General features: G+C 63.0%; 13 protein-coding genes. 4 read left to right on the top strand and 9 right to left on the bottom strand.

Annotation, left to right across the window (positions count from 1 at the left end):
* Window positions 1-46: 46 nt before the first annotated feature.
* Complete coding sequence (locus ABWI03_RS16175; RefSeq protein ID WP_298780293.1) at window positions 47-2,386, bottom strand: Tex family protein; 2,340 nt, start codon at window positions 2,384-2,386, stop codon at window positions 47-49.
* A 75-nt stretch (window positions 2,387-2,461) separates the two neighbouring features.
* On the opposite strand from ABWI03_RS16175, the gene ABWI03_RS16170 reads away from it, so the two are divergent.
* Window positions 2,462-3,448, top strand: a complete 987-nt coding sequence (locus ABWI03_RS16170) for a serine hydrolase (protein WP_166809669.1) — start codon at window positions 2,462-2,464, stop codon at window positions 3,446-3,448.
* Window positions 3,449-3,474: 26 nt separating this feature from the next.
* Here the strand turns inward: ABWI03_RS16170 and rffA are convergent, their stop codons facing one another.
* Entirely contained in the window at window positions 3,475-4,617 is a 1,143-nt protein-coding gene (gene rffA, locus ABWI03_RS16165) for a dTDP-4-amino-4,6-dideoxygalactose transaminase (protein WP_298780296.1), read from the bottom strand.
* Window positions 4,607-5,593: a glycosyltransferase gene (locus ABWI03_RS16160; protein ID WP_124566309.1), complete on the bottom strand. Its 987-nt coding sequence runs from the start codon at window positions 5,591-5,593 to the stop codon at window positions 4,607-4,609. Before ABWI03_RS16160 ends, rffA begins: the two co-directional genes overlap by 11 nt.
* Window positions 5,594-5,765: 172 nt before the next feature.
* Here ABWI03_RS16160 and ABWI03_RS16155 point away from each other — a divergent pair, with 172 nt between their 5' ends.
* Together ABWI03_RS16155 and ABWI03_RS16150 are read left to right on the top strand one after the other, a co-directional pair.
* Window positions 5,766-7,964, top strand: a complete 2,199-nt coding sequence (locus ABWI03_RS16155) for a hypothetical protein (protein ID WP_298780300.1) — start codon at window positions 5,766-5,768, stop codon at window positions 7,962-7,964.
* The gene (locus tag ABWI03_RS16150) at window positions 7,961-8,407 is read left to right on the top strand and encodes a GtrA family protein (RefSeq protein WP_095969238.1); all 447 of its coding nucleotides are present in this window, start codon (window positions 7,961-7,963) and stop codon (window positions 8,405-8,407) included. The genes ABWI03_RS16155 and ABWI03_RS16150 overlap by 4 nt, the downstream gene beginning before the upstream one ends.
* A gap of 4 nt (window positions 8,408-8,411) precedes the next feature.
* Here ABWI03_RS16150 and ABWI03_RS16145 read toward each other — a convergent pair whose 3' ends face one another.
* Window positions 8,412-8,990, bottom strand: coding sequence for a TetR/AcrR family transcriptional regulator (locus ABWI03_RS16145; RefSeq protein ID WP_095969237.1), 579 nt, complete (start codon window positions 8,988-8,990; stop codon window positions 8,412-8,414).
* A 69-nt stretch (window positions 8,991-9,059) separates the two neighbouring features.
* Between ABWI03_RS16145 and ABWI03_RS16140 the strand changes: the two genes are divergently transcribed.
* A complete protein-coding gene (locus ABWI03_RS16140; protein WP_298780305.1) occupies window positions 9,060-9,635 on the top strand; it encodes a dihydrofolate reductase family protein in 576 nt (191 codons plus the stop codon).
* Here ABWI03_RS16140 and trmD read toward each other — a convergent pair.
* The 5 genes from trmD to ABWI03_RS16115 form a co-directional block, all read right to left on the bottom strand.
* Window positions 9,632-10,336, bottom strand: coding sequence for a tRNA (guanosine(37)-N1)-methyltransferase TrmD (trmD, locus tag ABWI03_RS16135; RefSeq protein WP_095969235.1), 705 nt, complete (start codon window positions 10,334-10,336; stop codon window positions 9,632-9,634). The two genes, ABWI03_RS16140 and trmD, sit on opposite strands and share 4 nt — an antisense overlap.
* Window positions 10,337-10,345: 9 nt before the next feature.
* Window positions 10,346-10,918: a ribosome maturation factor RimM gene (rimM, locus tag ABWI03_RS16130; RefSeq protein ID WP_021343908.1), complete on the bottom strand. Its 573-nt coding sequence runs from the start codon at window positions 10,916-10,918 to the stop codon at window positions 10,346-10,348.
* A gap of 14 nt (window positions 10,919-10,932) precedes the next feature.
* The gene (locus ABWI03_RS16125) at window positions 10,933-11,175 is read right to left on the bottom strand and encodes an RNA-binding protein (protein ID WP_003939023.1); all 243 of its coding nucleotides are present in this window, start codon (window positions 11,173-11,175) and stop codon (window positions 10,933-10,935) included.
* Window positions 11,172-11,642, bottom strand: a complete 471-nt coding sequence (gene rpsP / locus ABWI03_RS16120; RefSeq protein ID WP_298780311.1) for a 30S ribosomal protein S16 — start codon at window positions 11,640-11,642, stop codon at window positions 11,172-11,174. Before rpsP ends, ABWI03_RS16125 begins: the two co-directional genes overlap by 4 nt.
* A gap of 209 nt (window positions 11,643-11,851) precedes the next feature.
* Window positions 11,852-12,934 carry an amidohydrolase family protein gene (locus ABWI03_RS16115; protein ID WP_298780314.1) on the bottom strand — a complete coding sequence of 361 codons (1,083 nt, stop codon included), beginning with the start codon at window positions 12,932-12,934 and terminating at the stop codon, window positions 11,852-11,854.
* Window position 12,935: the final 1 nt, after the last annotated feature.

Genomic DNA, 12,935 nt, shown 5'->3' with positions numbered 1-12,935 from the left:
CGACTCGATTGTGACGATACGGACTTCGAAAACCCGGCGGACGGATTTACTTGCCGAAGCCCGCCTTGCGCAGAGCGTCGGCCATCGACCCGGCAGCAGGCGCGCGGTTGTCCGGTCGCTGCTCGCGTCCACCCTGGCGTCCGCCATTTCCTCGTTGCTGCCCCTGCCCCTGACGCGGACCCTGCGGCTGGCCCTGACGCTGAGGTTGCCCACCACGCGGGCCTTCGGACTTGCGGGGCGCACCCACCTCGTCGTCGAGACGAAGCGTCAGCCCGATGCGTTGGCGTGCCTCGTCCACTTCGAGAACCTTCACCTTGACGACGTCACCGGATTTGACGACCTCGCGTGGGTCCTTGACGAAGTTGTGTGACATCGCGGAGACGTGAACCAGACCGTCCTGATGAACTCCGATGTCGACGAAGGCGCCGAAGGCTGCGACGTTGGTGACCACGCCTTCGAGAGTCATACCTGGCTTGAGATGCGCCACCTTCTCGATGCCTGCGGCAAAGGTCGCGGTCTTGAATTCGGGTCGTGGATCTCGTCCCGGCTTCTCCAACTCGGAGATGATGTCGGTGACGGTTGGCAGACCGAATCGCTCGTCGACGTAGTCGGACGCCTTGACCGATCGAAGTGCCTGCGAGTTTCCGATCACGGTGCGCACGTCCCCGCCCGCACTCGCAACGATCTTGCGAACCACCGGATATGCCTCCGGGTGGACGCTCGACGCGTCGAGCGGGTCGTCACCGTCGGTGATCCGCAGGAAGCCTGCGCACTGTTCGAAAGCCTTGGGCCCCAGGCGGGAGACGTCCTTGAGTCCCTTGCGGGATTTGAACGGACCGTTCTGGTCCCGATGCGCAACGATGCTCTCCGCGAGAGAACCCGCGATTCCGGACACCCGAGCGAGCAGCGGCACGGACGCGGTGTTGACGTCGACGCCGACCGAGTTGACGGCATCCTCGACGACGGCGTCGAGGGAACGTGAGAGCAGCGATTCGGTGATGTCGTGCTGGTACTGACCGACACCGATGGACTTGGGATCGATCTTGACCAACTCCGCCAAAGGATCCTGCAGGCGACGCGCAATGGACACCGCACCGCGAATCGAGACGTCGAGGTCGGGAAGTTCCTGCGACGCGTAGGCCGAAGCCGAGTACACCGATGCGCCTGCCTCGGAGACGACGATCTTGGTCAGGTTGGGCGCGCCGGTCTTCTTGATCAGTTCGGTAGCGAGCGTGTCGGTCTCACGTGAGGCCGTGCCGTTGCCGATGGCGATCAGTTCGACGCCGTGCTTGGCTACCAGCCCGGCAAGCGTCGCAAGAGCCGCATCCCACTTGTTCTGCGGCTGGTGCGGGTAAATCGTCTCGTAGGCAACAACTTTGCCGGTTCCGTCGACGACGGCAACCTTCGTTCCGGTGCGGAATCCGGGGTCGAGTCCCATGGTGGGTCGGGCGCCGGCGGGAGCTGCGAGGAGTAGATCCTTGAGGTTGGTGGCGAAAACGTCGACGGCGTCCTTTTCGGCCGACTGCCGCAGACGCATCCGAGTGTCGATACCGAGCGTGACGACGAACTTCGTCTTCCAGGCCCACTTGACAGTGTCGAGAAGCCACCCGTCGGCGGCCCGCCCACGGTCGGCGATCTCGAACCGCGACGCGATGCGGCCTTCGTAGACCGTGCGCTCCCCCGCCGCGAGTTCTTCGGTGTCGGCCGCCATGTTGAGCGACAGCACTTCTTCCTTCTCGCCGCGCAGGACGGCGAGGATGCGGTGCGAGGGCAATTTGGAGAACGGTTCCGAGAACTCGAAGTAGTCAGCAAACTTCGAGCCATCGGTTTCCTTGCCCTTGCGGACCGAGGAGACGACCTGGCCGCGATTCCACATCAGCTCGCGCAATTCACCGACCAGATCGGCGTCCTCGGCGAAGCGCTCCACGAGGATCGACCGGGCGCCGTCGAGTTGTTCGTCCGAATACTGCGCGGGATCGGTGGTGGGATCTCCGATGAGAGCATCCGCGACGGGCTCGTGGCCGGCTTCGCGGGCGATCTGCGCCTTGGTGCGCCGCTTCGGCTTGAAGGGGAGGTAGATGTCCTCCAGCCGCGCTTTCGTCTCGGCCAGCATGATCTGACCGCGCAGTTGGTCGTCGAGTTTGCCCTGAGAGTCGATCTCCGTGAGCACGGCGTCACGACGGTCGTCGAGCTCGCGGAGATACCGCAGCCGCTCGTCCAGGAGTCGCAGCTGGGCGTCGTCGAGCGTGCCGGTGACTTCCTTGCGGTACCGGGCGATGAAGGGCACCGTGGCTCCGCCGTCGAGAAGGTCGACTGCTGCTGCAACCTGGCCTTCGCGGACGTCGAGTTCCTCGGCAATGCGCTGGTTCACGGTCTTGAGAATCACGAGATCCGACCCTACCGCTATCCTGAGACAAGAAGATCGGCAACAGTGCCGTGTCAGGGCTACCGGGGGAAACAGATGAGTACGCGGTACGTCCGGATTGCCGCAATGGTGGCCGCAGTTACTTTTGCGGCTTCGTGCAGCGGCGGACAGAACCCGGATGATCCGATGCAGACCCCCGCCTTTCCCGACACCAACGTTCCGGTTGCAGAGACCCTCGACGGCCGCCTGGCGCAAGCTCAGGTAGCGGCGCTCGGGCGTGGTGCGGACGTCTCCATCGCGATCCTCGACCGCTCCTCGGACAAATACCTCGACGTCGCCGGTGACCAGCAGATCGAAACCGCCTCGGTGGCAAAACTTTTCATCGCCGAGGATCTACTCCATCAGGACGCTCGCGGCGAGCGGCCCATCACGGACGACGATCGCACCCTCATGGCGGCGATGCTCGAATCCTCCGACGACACCGCAGCCAACCTTCTCTGGGACGAGGTCGGCGGCCAAGAGGTGATCAGCCGCGTCGCCGAGCGTTACGCACTGACCGCGACGACGCCGCCGTGGGACGGTATGTGGTGGAACACCGAAACCACGACACGTGACCTGGTCACCTTCTACAGCGGGATCCTCGACGACTCCGACCAACTCGGACCTGAACGGGTCGAGCAGTTCGTCGAGTACCTGCGGCAATCCACTCCCGAAGGAACCGACGGCTACGACCAGAGGTTCGGCCTACCCGAGGCCCTGTTCGGCGAGCCGGTCATCGGAGTCAAACAAGGCTGGATGTGCTGTGTCGAGGACAAGTGGATCCATCTGTCCACCGGCATCGTCGGCGACGACAACCGATACATCATCGCGATCGGTTCACGAGAAGACGTCCAGTACACCGACGAGGACAGCTTCTATCCCGACACCTCGTTCACCGATGCCGTCGACGACGAGAGCGCACTGCACGCTCGCGACACGGTCACCGGCGTCACACAGATCCTCTTCCCGAGCGGAAGCATCGACGACTGGGCGGCGGCATCCACGACCGCGGACTCGGTGATGCCCGAAGCGTCCGGGCCCTGATTCGATCCACGCGGTCGTGTTCGTCCTCAAGCCTGCTTGTAGTCGAGGACCGAACCGATCACCCGTTCCTGTTGTTCGGACGTGAGCATGGGCCACAGCGGCAGGCGAAGGATCGACGCGGAGAATTCGGCGCTACGCACACACGGCTCCGGTGTTCGTCCGTAGCGCACACCGGCCGCACTCGTATCGAGCGGGACGTAGTGAAACGGCGCCACGATTCCATCAGCGGCAAGATGCCGGATCAACCCGTCTCGACTCTCTTCGGTCGGCATCTTGAGATAGAACAGGTGCGCGGTGTGCTCGCGATCATCGGGGACCGACATGGGAACGACACCGTTCTCGGACGTCCACTCGCCCAGACTCACGCTGTAGGCATCCCAGACGCGATGCCTGGCCGCTTGAATCGCGTCGAACTCCGAGAGTTGTGCGTCGAGGACAGCGGCATTGAGTTCACTGGGCAGATAACTCGACCCGATGTCCTGCCACGAATACTTGTCGACCTGGCCGCGTAGGAAACGCGCACGGTCGGTCCCCTTCTCACGGATGATTTCGGCGCGGGTCATCAGCTGATCGTCGGAGAGCAACAGCGCGCCGCCCTCGCCGCAATGAACGTTCTTGGTGTCGTGAAAACTCTGCGTACCGATAGTTCCGATGGTGCCGAGCGCCCGCCCACGCCACTTTCCGCCGAGGCCATGGGCGTTGTCTTCGATCAACGCGACGCCGTGGAGTTTTGCGAGGTCGAGGAGAGGTTCCATGTCGGCGGCGACTCCGCCGTAATGCATGACCAGTACAGCTTTGGTGCGCTCCGTGATCGCCGCTGCGACGCAGTCGGGATCGATATTGCCGGTACTCGGATCGATGTCGACGAACACAACAGTGGCGCCGCGCAACGCGACGGCAGTCGCCGCCGAACTGAACGCGAAGCTCGGAACGATCACCTCGTCGCCAGGTCCCAATTCGAGGAGCAGCGCACCCAATTCGAGTGCATGAGTGCACGAAGTCGTCAGCAGAGCATGCGTGGATCCGGTGATCGCCTTGAGCGCAGCGGTCGCGGACTTGGTGAAGCGTCCGTCACCGTGAATGTGATCGGACTCCAGAACCGTTGCCAGATTCGACAATTCGTTCGATGCCCGATAGGGGCGGGAGAAGATGATGCGATCAGTGCTCACGACTATGCCGATCGATCGAGGTTCCGGGCCGCGGTGAATCGACAGTCAGATACAGCGGCTTTCCGACAAGGACGTGCAGTGCAACACCGAGGTATTCGGCGATGAGACCGAGCGAAAACAGGATCGCACCCGAACAGACCAGCAGCGCCATGATGATCGACGCCCATCCTTCCGGGTCGTTGTTGTCACCGGTCATGGCTTGGATGAAGATCACCGCGGCCATGATCACACCGGCCGACGCCAGGGTGACCCCGAGCAGACTCACCAACCGCAGACCGCGGGTTCCGCTACACAACACCATCTTCCAGAACAACGAGAACAAACGCCGATAGTTGTACCCGGATTCCTCCCGGCCTTCGGCTCGAAGAGTCACCGGTGCCGTGGCCGTGTTGCCGACCACCCACGTCAGCGCGACGTCCAGGTACACGCCATTGGCGGCGACGCCGGCCAACTGTCGGCCGATGTCACCTCGGATCAGGCGGTAACTTTCGAATCTCGTCGAATCAGGGAACGCGAACACCGTCGCCAAGACGATCTTTGCGCCGCGCGATGTCAGGTTCCGCAAGAATCCATGCGGGCGAGTGTTCGTGGGTTTGGAATACACGAGGTCGGATCGCTCCGTCAGCGCCGTGTCGAGGAAAGCCCCGATATGTACCGGGTCGTGCTGGCCGTCCTCGTCCATCGTCACGATCCACTGTCCACGGGCAGCGGCCATACCGGCGATAGTCGCCGCGTCCTGGCCGTAGTTGCGACTGAGCCACACGACACGCACCTGATCGAAACGGCGCTCCAATTCGAGTAACACGACGTCGGAGCGGTCCGGGCCGTTGTCGTGGACCAGAACGATCTCGTCGACGGTGAACTGCGCACCACCGGGCGTCGAACTCGGCGCGCACAGGCCGTCCAACTCCTCGACGAGCGCCGTGATCGTCTTTTCGCCCTGATAAACGGGCACTACGACGGAAATCGAGTGCACTCGCTTCCACTCCCTTCAGGGGGCTCGACTGGCGCCGAGAGACAGGCACGATCGGGCCCACACCGTCGCGAACTTTAACACGCAGAGGTGTCCGGACTTCGGATGCCGACGGCGCGTGACGCGCTCGCGTCTCCGTGCGCCCCACCTGCCCTGTTAAGGTCTGGAACTCGTGGTGGAAACTCGCACTCTCGCCCGGGCAGACGTGTACAAGTGGGGCGCCGTCACGGCGGTCGGTGTCATCGCCGGCTACCTGGCCGTGGTACTCGCGAACGCTCGTCACTTCTACACCGACGACACCGAGTCCCAGTACGCGCCGCTGTGGGTCATGCTCGGCCGTAGCCTGCGAGACGGCCACCTGCCGGTACTCGTCCCCGAGAACTGGATGGCGGGCAACTACGCGATCGAGGAAGCGGGCCTTCTCAATCCGCCGCAACTTCTGATCGACCTGATCGCACCGTCCTTCGACAACCTCGCGCTGTACGCGACGATCGTGAAGTTGCTCTTCGCAATCATCCTTGCGCTGGGCGTCTATCGGATCTGCCTGGAGTACGGCTCGAAGCCCATGTGGGCTGCGGTCGCCGGAGTCTCGATTCCGTTCACCGGGTTCCTCCTGTTCTTCGACTCCGCCAGTTGGATGACAGCCTTCACCGGCACCGCATGGATGGTTCAGGCATGGGCGTCGGCAATCCGCTACGCCCGCGGTAAGAGCGGTCCGATCCCGACCTTCGTGTTCTTGTATCTCGCGATGTCGGTCCAATATGTTTTCCCCGCAGTCGAATCCGGCTTGATGATCGGCGCGGTCGCAATCGGCGAAGTTGTCTATCAACGGCGTTGGTTGCCGTCGCTGCGGCTTCTGGCGGTATCTGCCTGTGCCGCCCTCGCCGGTCTCGCGACGTATCTACCGAGCCTGCTCACCGCCGACGTCACCTGGCGCGGCGCATCCGAAGTCAAGAACGACGCTTTCCTCGCCGTTCCCTGGTCGGAATCGCTGAACGCGAGCCTGCCGAGCACCATGCCTGCATTCTCCTCGTGGTGGGGATACATCCAGACCATGCCCATGGTCTACATCGCCTGGTTCCTCATACCCGCCCTGGCGTTCATAGACTGGGGCAAGGCACGCGCCGCGGCACGCGAATTGACCGCCGTCGGGATCTTCACGGTCGCCGTCCTCATGTGGACTGCCGGGCCGAGCACGATCGGCCCACTTCGGTGGCCCGCGCGCGTTCTTCCGATGGTGGCCATCGGACTCCTGCTTCTGGTGTGCATCCTGCTCGGGCGTTACGCCACGACCGACAAGTTGCGCGGGCGCGCCGTTGCAGCGGGAATCCTCGTCGGCCTGCTTCTGATCAGGTCCGCCTCGGCAGCCCCCGGGCTCGCGAAATGGCACGTGATCTCAGCCCTGGTCGTTGTCGCACTGGGCGCCGCGATGGTCTGGCTGGGCCGTACGAAGGGCACCGCGCTCGCATGTCTGTTGGCAATCGCCGCGGTCTCCCCCATCGCTTACGCCCAGGTTCGAGCCGCGCAACCGACCCCGATGAGCTGGAACCTGCCCGAATCCCGCTCGGAGATGAAAGAGGCCTTCCCCGACTTCGACGGCACGACACTGCAACTGGGCGACCGTGCGCTCATCGCTCCCGGGGACAAGACCCTCGACGGAGCGTACGGTTCCCTGGCCTTCGGCAACTATCCCAAAGACCTCGAACTGACCTACACCAGCGGCTACACCCCCAACGGGCACTTCTACTTCGGTGATCTGCTCTGCATGCGCTGGGACATGAGCGTCTGCCCCGACGCCTTCCGACGTGCATTCACCGTCGAACCCACCACTGGCCGCACCATCGTCGACCTGATGAACGTGGACCGCGTCGTACTTCAGAACGCCCTCTACCCCGATGCACGCAAGAACCCGGCTCCCGACGGATGGACATGGGTCGACTACCCCGGCCACGAGAACTACATCTCGGTGCTCGAACGCGTCGACGGCCCCGTCTCGACACGCAACGGACGCATCGCCGACGCCCAAGACGTCGAGGCTGTTTCGACCGGGGAAACGAACATGTCGAGCACCCTTCGTGTCAGTTCGGAGACCGGCGGCAGGGTTGTGTTCGCACGGCTCGGCTGGCCCGGATATCGGGCAAGCCTGGGCGGTCAGTCTGTCCCGATCGACGTCGTCGCGAAGTCCTTTGTCACCGTGGACATTCCCGCCGGGACGAAGGACGCAGAGCTTGTCCTGACGTGGCGCCCGCCGGGTTGGAAGGTCGGCGGCGCTTCGATGGTCGCCGGAATCCTCGGCCTCGGCGTGCTCGAGTGGATGTATCTGCGGGCCCGGCGCAAGGACCGGATCGAGACCGTGAAGACCGAGTCTTCATGACCGAAGACATCGCATCACCCGAGAACCCCGGTCCACTGCTGCGGGTGGTCAAGCATCAACCCATCGCGTTTGCCATTGTCGGAGTGGCCAATACGGCGATCGGATACGTGCTCTTCGTGATCTGGTCACTGATCCTCGACAACAAGGATCTGTATCAAGTGGCTGTGATCGGCGCGTACTCCATCAGCGTGCTCATCGCTTTCGTTCTGCATCGGACTCTGGTTTTCCGCGTCCGCGGACATGTCGCACGCGACCTGGGTGCGTTCATCGTCGTCAATTCCGGTGGCCTGGTGTTGAATCTGATACTCGGAACAATCGCGGTGTCGATTCTTCATGCCCCTCCGCTTCCCGCCCAAGCGGTTGTCATGTTGATCGTCGCCGGTGTGAGCTTCTTCGGTCATCGATACTTCTCGTTCCGCCGCAAACCTGCCGAACGGCACTGACCTCCTACGATTCGCGGGGTAACGCTCGATCCACCGCCGCCTCGACGATCGTACGAATATCTTCCTCCCCGAACAGGTTCGGCAATGTGAGTCGATCCAGTACGAGCCAGTTCAGCGACAAATAAAGCAGGCGAACGGTCATCGCATCGCCGGGCACCCCGGATGCCAGGTGATTGGCGACATTGAGGTCGAAGTCTTCTCGGATGCGGACGGTCAAGACCGCTCGCAGGTCCGGTCGACGCGTCGCCTCCAGTCGCAACTCCATGAGCGCGAGGAAACCCGTTCCGAACGAGGTGACCCGCTCGACCACGTCGAGCATGAGCGTCACCAGGCGCTCACGATCGGTGCCGTTGACGGGATCGATCATCCCTGCGAGGTCGTCCGGAATCAGTCGCTCGTAGATCCGGCCACCCGCTTGGGTGAGCAGGTCGTCGCGATTGGAAAAGTAGTTCGACGCTGTCCCGTTCGGCACGGCCGCCTGGGTGTCGACGGCTCGAAAAGTCAAGCCTCGAGCACCCTCTCGGGCCAACACCTCGATTGCCGCGTCGATCAGGGCAAGCCGACGTTCCGGGTTCTTTCGCACTTGACATCACTCCTGACACGACCCTAAGTTGAACCACTACAAACATAGTACTACGAACGGAGCGTCAAGATGCGAAAGCTTGTGTACTACGTGGGAGCTTCTCTCGACGGCTACATCGCGGGACCAGACGGCGAATTCGATTTCTTTCCGGTATCCGAACAGATCACGGCCTGGATACGCGATCGATATCCCGAGACCGTGCCAACGCATGTGCGGCCCGCTCTCGGAATCGAGGACGCGCCCAACAGAACCTTCGATACGGTCATCATGGGCCGCGGCTCTTACGAGCCCGGGCTGACCGCCGGCGTGAGGAGCCCCTTCGCACACCTGCGCCAGTTCGTCGTCTCCAGCACCCTCCCTGACGCCGAGGATCCCGCGGTCACCATCGTTCGCACCGACCCACTGGCAGCGATCAAATCCCTCAAAGGAGAAGAGGGACAGCATATCTGGCTGTGCGGAGGCGGAACTCTCGCCGGCGAACTACTACCGGAGATCGACGAGTTGATCATCAAGAGGTATCCGGTTGTCGCCAGCGCAGGCATACCGATGATCAGAGGTGACTACGCGCCGACACTGTTCACACCGACTGCAACCGAATCGCTCGACGACGGCGCAAGCATCACCTGGTTGAAGCGAAATACCTAAGGAAGAAGATCCGGTCGACGCTCGGCCGTGCGCTGCAGCGACTGCTCATGGCGCCAAGCCTTGATCTTCGCGTGATCACCGGAAAGCAGAACCGGCGGAACTTCGAGGTCGCGCCACACAGCCGGGCGAGTGTAACTAGGCCCTTCGAGAAGACCGTCGGAGAACGAATCCTCTTGGTGTGACAGCTGATTGCCGAGAACGCCGGGCATCAGTCGCACAACAGCCTCGACCATCACCAGCACGGCTGCTTCACCGCCGATCAGGACGTAATCACCGATGCTGACTTCTTCGACCCTGACCCGCTTGGCGGCGTCGTCGAAAACCCGTTGATCGATACCTTCGTATCGGCCGCAGGCGAAGACAAGGTGCTTGGCGGTGGACCAGCGGTGCGCGGTCTCCTGGGTGAACGGAACGCCGGCGGGAGTGGGCACCACCAGAATGGTCTCGGCATCATCCGGGCCGGAAGAATCGGAGCGCCCGATCACGTCGTCCAGTGCCGGGCCCCAGACGGTGGGTTTCATGACCATGCCGGGTCCGCCGCCGTACGGGGAATCGTCGACGGCTTTGTGTACGTCATGGGTCCACGACCGAAGATCGTGGACGTCGACCGAGATCAAGCCACGTTCGATTGCCTTGCCCAGCAAGGCAGCACGAAGCGGTTCGAGATACTCGGGAAAAATGGTGACGACGTCGAGACGCATGACAAACGATCAGTCGTTGTCTGAGTTCGAATTGTCACTGTTCGACTTGTCGCCGAAATCCGGGTCGAGCAGTCCCTCGGGAGGCTCGATCACCACGACGCCGTCGGCAATCGACACCGAGGTGACGATGGCGGCGACAAACGGGATCAGCAATTCACCGGACGTCTCACCGGTACGGCGAATCGAAAGCAATTCGCCTGCCGCGGAATGCAATACCTCGATGACCGAACCGACCTCGGTACCGTCGGTGAGGACGACCTTCAGCCCTTCGAGTTCGTGATCGTAGAACTCGTCCGGATCATCCGAAGGCTCGAGTTCGGAGCTGTCGATGACGAACAGTGTGCCGCGCAACGCATCTGCGTCGCCGCGGTCACTGACGCCTTCGAGGCGCAGCAAAAGCCGCCCGGAATGATCCCGGGCGGCTTCCACTGTGTACGACTTCAGTGTGGACTCGCGCGGCTTGCGGCCACGCAGCACGGAACCTACGGCAAAACGATCCTCGGGCTCGTCTGTACGAACCTCGACTACCAGTTCACCTTTGATGCCATGCGACTTCGCGACACGACCGACTACGAGTTCCACCTGTTTACTGCCGTCTACTGATCGGTGTCGACGACATCAACACGGATACCGCGGCCACCGATGCCGGAGACCAAGGTCCGCAGAGCGGTCGCCGTGCGACCACCCCGACCGATGACCTTGCCGAGATCGTCGGGGTGCACGTGCACCTCGACGGTCCGTCCCCGACGTCCGGTGATCAGCTCGACACGCACATCGTCGGGATTGGCGACGATGCCACGCACGAGATGCTCTACCGCATCAGCGACGACGGCACTCACTTGTCAGCAGCCTCGGCGTCTGCAGCGGGAGCCTCGGCGTCAGCCGCGGAGTCTTCTGCCTTGGCCTCGTCAGCCTTTGCAGCCTTCTTCTTCTTGGGGGTGATTGCTTCTGCAACCGGCTCGTTCTCGGCCTGCGCGAGCGCAGCCTGGAAGAGCTCGAGCTTGGTGGGCTTGGCTTCCTTGACGCGCAGGGTGCCTTCGGTGCCCGGCAGGCCCTTGAACTTCTGCCAGTCACCGGTGATCTTGAGGAGTGCCTCGACGGGCTCGGTGGGCTGTGCGCCCACGGACAGCCAGTACTGAGCGCGCTCGGAATCGATGTCGATCAGCGAGGGCTCTTCCTTGGGGTGGTACTTGCCGATGGTCTCGATCGCACGGCCGTCACGACGGGTGCGCGAGTCGGCGATGACAACGCGGTACTGAGCGTTGCGGATCTTGCCGAGGCGGGTGAGCTTGATTTTGACAGCCACAGCTGCAGTTCTCCTTCAGCGCGCACAACAGTGCTGCGCATGTCACGTGCAATTCAGCGACCCACACGATTTGTGAGCCCGGTTTTGCCTCTATCCTGTGACCGTCGCAGCGGTACGTAACCGGTTGCGACGAACAATGGTCCATTGTGCCAGATGGGTGGGCTCGTTCGGAAACCACCCTGTGCGCGCTTCGAGAGTGCGGGGACTCCCTAACCACTCACGGGGGCGCCGCGGAGGATGACACGCGTCGGCTTCGCGAGCACATCGGGGTTTCCGCGCGGATCTTCGGAGTAAACCACCAGGTCGGCGGGCGCTCCTTCCTCGATGCACTGCGCACCCAACCAACTCCGCGCGTCCCAGCTCGCTGCGCCCAACGCCTGGTGAGCGGTCAATCCGGCAACTTCGAGTTCGGCGATCTCGTCGGCGATCCGCCCGTGCCTGATCGATCCGCCTGCGTCCGTTCCGGCATAGATCGGAATCCCGGCCTCGTGAGCGGCACCGATCGTCTGGTGTCGACGCGTGTGCAGATCGCGCATGTGCGCGGCGTAGATCGGATACCGCGTGGCGGAGTCCGCGATCTCGGGGAAAGTAGCGATGTTGATCAGCGTCGGAACCAGGGCCGTGCCGTGAGCGACCATCAACTCGATGGTCGCGTCCGTCAATCCGGTTCCGTGCTCGATGCAGTCGATGCCGGCGTTGATCAGGCCGGGCAGGGCGTCTTCGGCAAAGACGTGAGCGGTGACCTTTGCGCCCTCGGCATGGGCGGCAGCGATGGCCTCGACCAGGATCTCGTCGCTCCACAACGGGGCGAGGTCACCGATGGAACGGTCGATCCAGTCCCCGACGAGCTTGACCCAACCATCACCGGCGCGTGCCTGACGCACTACCTCGGCCGGCAGCTGAGATTCGTCGTCCAGGTCGACCGGCAGGCCCGGGATGTATCGCTTGGGTGCCGCGATGTGCTGGCCTGCGCGAATAATCCGCGGCAGGTCGAGGCGCTCGTCGACGAACCTGGTGTCGACCGGTGATCCGGCGTCGCGGAGCAACAGCACACCCGCGTCACGTTCGGTCTTCGCCTGCCCCAGCAAGCCGTCGACGGTTTCGCCCCCACCACCGCCGTAGCGGATGCCCACGTGACAGTGCGCATCCACGAGACCCGGTGTAATCCAACTCGATTCGACGATCGTCTCCGCACCGGACACCGGCTCGAAGGAAATCAGCCCGTCGACGATCCACAATTCGATCGGCTCGGCATCGGGCAGACCGATACCCCGGAGATGAAGCGCAGCCACC

The sequence above is a fragment of the Rhodococcus baikonurensis genome (genome assembly GCF_040489275.1).
Taxonomy (GTDB): domain Bacteria; phylum Actinomycetota; class Actinomycetes; order Mycobacteriales; family Mycobacteriaceae; genus Rhodococcus_F; species Rhodococcus_F baikonurensis.
Note: the sequence above shows the minus strand (reverse complement) of the source record. Positions and strands in the feature narration are given on the sequence as shown.

What these genes read in the sequence shown, in the direction of transcription:
- ABWI03_RS16170 (WP_166809669.1), top strand. Translation starts at nt 2,462, where the DNA reads ATGAGTACGCGGTACGTCCGGATTGCCGCAATGGTGGCCGCAGTTACT.
- ABWI03_RS16150 (WP_095969238.1), top strand. Translation starts at nt 7,961, where the DNA reads ATGACCGAAGACATCGCATCACCCGAGAACCCCGGTCCACTGCTGCGG.
- ABWI03_RS16140 (WP_298780305.1), top strand. Translation starts at nt 9,060, where the DNA reads ATGCGAAAGCTTGTGTACTACGTGGGAGCTTCTCTCGACGGCTACATC.
- trmD (WP_095969235.1), bottom strand. Translation starts at nt 10,336, where the DNA reads ATGCGTCTCGACGTCGTCACCATTTTTCCCGAGTATCTCGAACCGCTT.